8 protein-coding genes are annotated in these 7,259 nt (G+C 43.4%); 7 read left to right on the top strand and 1 reads right to left on the bottom strand.

Features of this window, described 5'->3' with window-relative positions; translation table 11 throughout:
* The 7 genes from JWV37_RS12325 to JWV37_RS12295 all read left to right on the top strand — a co-directional run.
* The coding region (locus JWV37_RS12325; protein ID WP_205460152.1) for an EamA family transporter at positions 1 to 833 on the top strand (833 nt) is incomplete at its 5' end.
* Positions 834 to 920: 87 nt separating this feature from the next.
* Positions 921 to 3,743 (top strand): monovalent cation/H+ antiporter subunit A, encoded by a 2,823-nt coding sequence (locus JWV37_RS12320; RefSeq protein ID WP_205460150.1) that lies wholly within the window; start codon positions 921 to 923, stop codon positions 3,741 to 3,743.
* Positions 3,743 to 4,093 carry a Na+/H+ antiporter subunit C gene (locus tag JWV37_RS12315; RefSeq protein ID WP_205460148.1) on the top strand — a complete coding sequence of 117 codons (351 nt, stop codon included), beginning with the start codon at positions 3,743 to 3,745 and terminating at the stop codon, positions 4,091 to 4,093. Before JWV37_RS12320 ends, JWV37_RS12315 begins: the two co-directional genes overlap by 1 nt.
* Entirely contained in the window at positions 4,090 to 5,607 is a 1,518-nt protein-coding gene (locus JWV37_RS12310) for a monovalent cation/H+ antiporter subunit D (RefSeq protein ID WP_205460146.1), read from the top strand. The genes JWV37_RS12315 and JWV37_RS12310 overlap by 4 nt, the downstream gene beginning before the upstream one ends.
* Entirely contained in the window at positions 5,607 to 6,116 is a 510-nt protein-coding gene (locus JWV37_RS12305) for a Na+/H+ antiporter subunit E (RefSeq protein WP_205460144.1), read from the top strand. The genes JWV37_RS12310 and JWV37_RS12305 overlap by 1 nt, the downstream gene beginning before the upstream one ends.
* Positions 6,110 to 6,379, top strand: a complete 270-nt coding sequence (locus tag JWV37_RS12300) for a K+/H+ antiporter subunit F (RefSeq protein WP_205460142.1) — start codon at positions 6,110 to 6,112, stop codon at positions 6,377 to 6,379. Before JWV37_RS12305 ends, JWV37_RS12300 begins: the two co-directional genes overlap by 7 nt.
* Before the next feature lie 8 nt (positions 6,380 to 6,387).
* Complete coding sequence (locus JWV37_RS12295) at positions 6,388 to 6,687, top strand: Na+/H+ antiporter subunit G (protein WP_205460140.1); 300 nt, start codon at positions 6,388 to 6,390, stop codon at positions 6,685 to 6,687.
* A gap of 54 nt (positions 6,688 to 6,741) precedes the next feature.
* On the opposite strand, the gene JWV37_RS12290 is transcribed toward JWV37_RS12295, so the two are convergent.
* Positions 6,742 to 7,259 (bottom strand): GGDEF domain-containing protein (locus tag JWV37_RS12290; protein WP_205460138.1); only part of this gene is annotated, 518 nt, incomplete at its 5' end.

Genomic DNA, 7,259 nt, shown 5'->3' with positions numbered 1-7,259 from the left:
AGTGGGCATTTTCATTTAGCTTAATTGGGGAATTTTTAGGGGGAATTGATGCTTATTTCGCTGTTTTAGTGCGAGTAGGATTGGCCGCGATTATCTTTTTTCCTTTTGTGAAATTTAACGCTGTTCCGAAAAAGCTTGGACTAAAGATTATGGCAATTGGAGCTGTTCAGGTGGGGTTAATGTACCTCTTTTTTTACCACTCTTTTGGTTATTTAAAAGTTTCTGAGGTGGTGCTTTTTACGGTTTTTACCCCTTTTTACGTTACCTTAATGTACGACGCATTGCATCGCACCTTCCGCCCCTTGTATTTATTAAGCACAGGTGTGGCCGTTTTGGGGGCGTATATCATCCGTTATTATGAGATTGATAGCACATTTATCAAAGGATTTTTGCTGGTTCAGGGGGCTAATATCTGTTTTGCCCTGGGGCAAAGCGCTTACAAAAAAGTAATGGAATCCCATACAACTTTCACCCAGCGTGATGGATTTTGGTACTTTCACCTAGGTGCATTGAGCGTAGTTGGCGTGGCTTTTGTATTTTTAGGTGATACCACTCACACTACTCCTACTCTCTTTCAATGGGGCGTATTGTTATGGCTTGGTGTGATCGCCTCTGGTCTGGGGTATTTTTGGTGGAACAAGGGAGCTTGTCAAGTAGATGCGGGCATTTTGGCTATTATGAATAATGCATTGGTTCCTGCAGGCCTTTTTGTTAATCTTTTTTTCTGGGAAAAACCCACCCATTTATCCTCCCTCTTAATAGGTAGCGTTGTGATTGCTTTCTCTCTTTGGTTGCACCACTATTTTATAGCAAGCCATCCTCAGACTCCGTAGTTTTGGGGTGTTTTTAAAAAAATATAGCTATAATAAAGCCATTTTTTACACTTTTCCACATCCGTGTGGAGTTAATGGTAGGTGCATATGACATTAGATGCAATAGGCCTGCCCATTGTGGCATTGTTGCCATTTTTTGGGGCAGGGGTAGTAGCATATCTTGCGAAAGTTCACAGGGTTGCAAGTGCATGGGGAGCAGGGATTGTTACGCTTTTATGCCTTGTTGTTTTGTCACAGTTGGCGCATTTGCCATTTGAGGGACATACACTTGTTCAGTCGTGGGCATGGATTGAAAGTATCGGGCTCAACTTTTCTTTTCGCCTAGACGGATTGGGGATGTTTTTTGCTTACTTGATTTTAATCATCGGGTTATTGATTGTCATTTATGCGCGGTATTATCTCTCAAGCAAGGACTCCATGGGAAGGTTTTACTCTTATCTTCTCTTGTTTATGGGTTCTATGGTTGGTATTTCTCTTTCTGAAAATATCCTCCAGCTTGTTGTTTTTTGGGAGCTAACCTCACTGAGCTCTTTTTTGCTCATTAGTTTTTGGCAACACAAAAAAGAGGGTCGCGATGGCGCGATGATGGCTCTTGTGGTCACAGGAGCGGGTGGCTTGGCGCTCCTTGCAGGGGCATTGCTTTTAGGACACATTGCAGGAAGTTACGAGCTTTCGGTCATTTTGGCTAGCAAGGAAGTAATTGTAGCGAGTCCTTGGTACACTCCTATGGTCATCTTGGTGCTTTTGGGGGTTTTAACCAAATCTGCTCAATTTCCTTTTCACTTTTGGCTTCCCCATGCCATGGCTGCCCCTACCCCTGTTTCGGCGTACTTGCATTCTGCTACCATGGTAAAAGCAGGTATTTTCTTGCTCGCGCGTCTTTACCCTGCCCTTAATGGTACGGCAGAATGGATGGTGATTGTCACAGGAGCAGGCCTTGCAACGCTTTTGTTGGGGGCATTTACAGCATTTTTTAAGCACGACTTAAAAGGCTTGCTGGCCTATTCTACAGTGAGTCATTTGGGCTTGATTACTTTGCTCTTTGGTCTCTCTACGCCTCTTGCGGTTGTTGCTGCACTTTTTCATATCATGAACCACGCAGCGTTTAAGGCTTCTTTGTTTATGGTTGCGGGCATTGTGGACCATGAAACAGGCACAAGAGACATGCGTCGCTTAAGTGGACTACTTTCCTTAATGCCTCACACGGCCACGTTGGCAATGGTAGGTGCCGCTTCTATGGCGGGCATTCCTTTGTTTAACGGCTTCTTGAGTAAGGAGATGTTTTTTGAACGTACGATAGTGGATGGGTTTGGGGTGTTGTTTCCTCTGCTTGCAACCCTTGGCGGGGCTCTTTCTGTTGCTTATTCTATTCGCTTTGTTCATGCTGTCTTTTTTGGGCCAAAGGCTACAGGTTTAGAAAAAACCCCACACGAGCCTCCGCATGGAATGAAATTTTCCGTTAATGTTTTGGTGGTAATTTGTTTTGTCGTGGGTATAGTGCCCATGTACACCGCCGCCCCGGTGCTTGCTGTGGCTGTTGAGGGCTCACTTCAGGGACAACTACCACAATACTCTTTGGCTGTGTGGCACGGATTTAATGTTCCTCTTTTAATGAGTGCTCTGGCATTGGTCGGTGGTATTTACATGTACAGCAAACGGGTAGCCTTATTCGCATGGTATGAGAAAAATCTAGCGCATGTTGACGCGAGGATTCCTTATGGTGCCGTGCTCGACACCTGTTTTTCTTTTGCCAGACGCTGTAGCGGTTTGCTTCACACAGGTTCATTACAATTTTCAGTTTACAGTTTTGTCTCCATTGCCCTTATTATGGGAACCATCGGCTTTACATATGGAAATGCGCCACTTTTTGGAGAGCGTGCCTTTTTGCCAGTAGACTGGATTAGTATCATTGTTACTGCGGGATTAATGATTGCAGCATTTTCTACGGTGAAATTTCACCGTAGACGCTTGCTTGCCTTGGTTATTATTGGGATGGTTGGCTTAATTGTTTCGTTAGTGTTTATTAAGTTTTCTGCCCCTGATTTGGCTTTGACGCAATTGAGCGTGGAAGTGGTTACGGTGGTGCTTATTTTGCTTGCCTTGTACTATTTGCCCTCTACAACACCCAAGGAATCCTCTTCTCATAAAGTTAAATACGACACCGCTATTGCGTTTTTAGGAGCCATTGGCGTATTTGTTTTAACCCTCTCTGTGTTAACCCGTGAGTACACCACTATTGGAGATTATTTCTTAGCTAACGCGTTAAGCGGCGGAGGCGGAACCAATGTGGTCAATGTTATCTTGGTTGATTTTAGGGGCTTTGATACCTTGGGTGAAATTACCGTGCTTGGTATCGCGGGGCTAGGCATTTTTGCAATGCTTCAAGGCCTAAGACTCTTTGCGCCCTCGCGCAATGAAAACGGGGTGCGTTGGTCTAGCGATGCTCATCCTCATATTATGCAATCGCTGTTGCGTTTACTCATGCCACTCATGCTGCTAGTGGCGGTGTATATCTTTTTGCGAGGCCATAATCTTCCAGGTGGCGGCTTTATTGCTGGGCTTATTGCTGCTGTGGCACTTATTGTTCAGTACCTTGCTAATGGTATCGAATGGACAACCAAACGCCTAGGTTTTGACAAACACTTTTTGATTGGCTATGGAGTGTTGATTGCAGGAGTGACAGGCTTGGTGTCTATGCTGCTTGGGTATCCATTTTTGACTTCCGCCTTTACCCATGTGCATTGGCCGATTGTGGGCGAATTTGAGATTGCTAGTGCTATTGCCTTTGATTTGGGTGTTTTTTTAGTGGTAGTTGGAGCAACGGTAATGAGTTTGGTGCAGTTGGGAAAATTAAGTCTCACTTCCCACAAACTCACCGATGAAATTATTCGAGCGAAGGAGGAAAAATAATGGAAGTTCTCATAGCACTTATTATCGCCACCCTCGCTGGAGCGGGGATTTTTTTGGCATTGAAGGCGCGCACATACCCCGTTGTACTTGGACTAACAATGCTAGCCTATGCGGTTAATTTGTTTTTATTTGTGATGGGGCGTTTACATGTAAACATGCCTCCGGTCTTGCGCGATGGCATTGAAGCTTACGCAGACCCTTTGCCTCAAGCTTTGGTGTTAACGGCTATTGTTATTAGTTTTGGAATGACAGCCTTTGTGATAGTGCTGGCACTTCGCGCACAACATGAGTTAGGAAATGACCATGTCGATGGCACAGGATCACCTCAAACTACAGGAGAGGTCCAATGATGCATAGCGCAATTTTACCGATTTTGCTTCCGCTATTTGGGGCTATTGCTATTCTATTTGCCAAGGTGTTGAGCCACAAAGCACAACAGATGCTTTCAATAATGCTGATGTTCCTGTTGGTAATTCTCAATATATGGACCATTTCCACGCTTGCCAACACGGGCCATGTGGCCTATCAACTTGGAAATTGGATTGCTCCTTTTGGCATCACATTAGTGCTGGACTCTTTGTCTGCTACCATGGTGTTGCTTACCTCTGTATTGGCTTTTGGGGCTTTGTGGTACGCAATCATCACTAACATAGATGGCAAAAATGTTCATTTTCATGTTTTATTTCACTTGCAACTTTTTGGTATCAATGGCGCTTTTTTAACAGGCGACGTGTTTAATCTTTTTGTCTTTTTTGAAATTTTACTACTCGCTTCCTACTCTCTCTTATTGCATGGACATGGCAAAGAACGCACTAAAGCCAGTTTGCATTATGTCATTATCAACCTTGTAGGCTCAACGCTTTTCCTTTTTGCCGTAGGAGCATTATATGGGATTTTGGGGACGTTAAACATTGCCGACATGGCCTTAAAAATTAGCACACTCTCCCCTGATAATGTCAACGTTGTAGCCGGGGCTGGGTTGTTGCTTTTGCTGGTATTTGGACTCAAAGCAGCAATGTTTCCGCTCTATTTTTGGCTTCCAGGCGCTTATTCACACACCAGTGCGCCTGTGGCGGCGTTGTTCGCCATTATGACAAAAGTGGGAGTGTATAGCATCATTCGCGTTCATGGTACACTCTTTGGAAGCGAAGCGGGAAGTTTAAGCTTTTACCATTTGCCTTGGGTTTTGTTTTTTGGTCTCATTACTCTTGTGTTGGCGACCTTTGGCGTCATGAGTGCAAAAGCCCTCAAAGAACAAGTTGCCTATTTGGTGCTAGCTTCAGTGGCAACATTACTAGTTGCGCTTGGCATTAATACTTCCGTTTCCCTTGGAGGTGCACTTTACTACATGTTGCACTCTACATTGGTTGCGGGCGGGTTCTTTTTGCTTGCAGACAATATCAGCAATTTGCGTGAAAAGTATAGCGATGCAATAGTTCAAACCCCTCCATTTAAAAAGATGATTTTTGCCGGAAGCCTCTTTTTTGCTTTTGCTGTAGGTATGGCAGGAATGCCGCCGTTGTCTGGATTTTTTGGCAAAATGATGATACTCCAGGGCGCACTAGAGAGCACAAATGCAGGAATGGTCTATTTTGTTGTGTTGCTAACGGGCTTGTTTGTCATCATCTCTCTTACCAGAACGGGCTCTTTGCTCTTTTATGACACCGACAAAGAACAAAGTGCACTCACAGCAACAGTGAAAACATCGCATTTTCTACCCGCACTTTTTTTGCTGGCCATGAGTGTGGGCTTGGTGCTTTTTGCAAATCCTATCTCTGGATTTTTAAATGAAACAGCAACGATGCTTTATGACACAAAAGGCTACATAGAACTTGTATTGCAACCCATGATGGAGGGACAATAATGGCAGAAGTAAAAAAACAAAGCACATGGCTTCCTCATCCTTTTTTGAGTGTTTTTCTGGTTATTGCATGGCTTTTGCTTAACAATACGGTAGCCATGGGACATGTGGTTTTGGGTGGCATAGTAGCTATCCTTATCCCTTGGTTTACAGCCCGTTTTTGGCCAGAGAAAATCTGTTTTGGCAACCCTGCTGTTTTTCTGCGTTTTGCACTTGTGGTGGCCTATGATATTCTTATTGCTAACATTACGGTGGCAAAGTTAATCTTGAGTCCTAATGAGTTGCTCAAATCTGATTTTATGGAAATCCCTTTAGATATTGAGCATCCGCTAGGAATTAGTGTTTTGGCAAGCACTATCTCTTTGACGCCAGGAACCGTTTCGAGTGATTTGAGCCAAGACAAAAAAACACTGCTTGTCCATGCTTTACATGTAGAGAACAAAGAAGAAGAGATAGCGCGTATCAAAGAACGCTATGAAAAACCTTTAATGGAGGTATTTAAGCCATGCTAAGTTTTGTTTTGCCTGCGGCGTTTATTATGATTGTATTGTCGTTGATTTTTAATATGTACCGACTTATTTGGGGGCCAAGTGTTCCTGATCGTATTTTGGCGCTAGATACATCCTATATCAATGCGGTTGCATTGTTGGTTTTATTTAGCTTGTACCTCAAAAACACCCTCTATTTTGAAGCGGCACTCTTGATTGCGCTGATGGGTTTTGTTGGTACTGTTGCCCTTAGCAAATATTTGCTACGTGGCGATATTATCGAGTAGGGGGCGTTATGGAAATTATTATTTCTCTTCTAATATTACTGGGAGCTTTTTTTACCCTTGTGGGCTCTATTGGACTTATTAAATTGCCAGATTTTTTTATGCGTTTGCATGGGCCAACCAAGGCAACAACGCTGGGCGTGGGATCCATTTTGATTGCCTCTACTTTGTATTACATTACTTTTAAAGGTGAAATTAGTCTACATGAAGTGCTTATTACGCTCTTTTTGTTCATTACAGCACCAGTGAGTGCTCACTTGATGGCAAAAGCAGCACTACATGAGCGCAAAAAAGAAGAATCAAAAGAGTAGCATCAAATCTATGTGCCAGAAGGCTGAATATTCTGGCACATGCAAAAAATACGTTTAGACGCTAAAAAGTGAGGCTTGATTTTTACCCCGAGATTTTGCTGCGTAAAGAGCGATGTCTGCTTTTTGAATCAACTCTTCAGGAGTGTTTGCATGATCTGGAAATATGGCGATACCAATGCTTGGGGAGAGGGAGAGGGTGTGTTTTTTGAAGTCCATCACAGGCTTGAAAAGCTTGAGGATTTTGTTGGCTACATGTAAAGCATCGTCTTTGTCTGAGTCTTTAAGTAAAACCAAAAATTCATCTCCGCCAAAACGCACCAGTGCGTCAGACTCCCTAGTTGCCTCTTTTAAAATACCTGCTGCCTTTACTAGTACGTCATCCCCAACACTATGCCCTAAAACATCATTAATCCGTTTGAAATTATCAAGGTCTAAAAAAAGAAGCGCAAGAGGCTTTGAAGAGCGTTTGGACTCCTTGAAGGCATGATTGAGTCTATCTTGAAAAAGATGGCGATTAGGAAGTCCTGTGAGTTGGTCGTAATTTGCTTGACGAAAAATTACGTCACGTTGTT

Origin of the sequence: Sulfurospirillum tamanense (genome assembly GCF_016937535.1) — a bacterium.
GTDB lineage: Bacteria > Campylobacterota > Campylobacteria > Campylobacterales > Campylobacteraceae > Sulfurospirillum_B > Sulfurospirillum_B tamanense.
The sequence above is the reverse complement of the archived record's forward strand: the minus strand, read 5'-3'. Positions and strand labels throughout refer to the sequence as shown.

Coding starts and splice junctions, on each gene's coding strand:
- JWV37_RS12320 (WP_205460150.1), top strand. CDS start 921: ATGACATTAGATGCAATAGGCCTGCCCATTGTGGCATTGTTGCCATTT.
- JWV37_RS12315 (WP_205460148.1), top strand. CDS start 3,743: ATGGAAGTTCTCATAGCACTTATTATCGCCACCCTCGCTGGAGCGGGG.
- JWV37_RS12310 (WP_205460146.1), top strand. CDS start 4,090: ATGATGCATAGCGCAATTTTACCGATTTTGCTTCCGCTATTTGGGGCT.
- JWV37_RS12305 (WP_205460144.1), top strand. CDS start 5,607: ATGGCAGAAGTAAAAAAACAAAGCACATGGCTTCCTCATCCTTTTTTG.
- JWV37_RS12300 (WP_205460142.1), top strand. CDS start 6,110: ATGCTAAGTTTTGTTTTGCCTGCGGCGTTTATTATGATTGTATTGTCG.
- JWV37_RS12295 (WP_205460140.1), top strand. CDS start 6,388: ATGGAAATTATTATTTCTCTTCTAATATTACTGGGAGCTTTTTTTACC.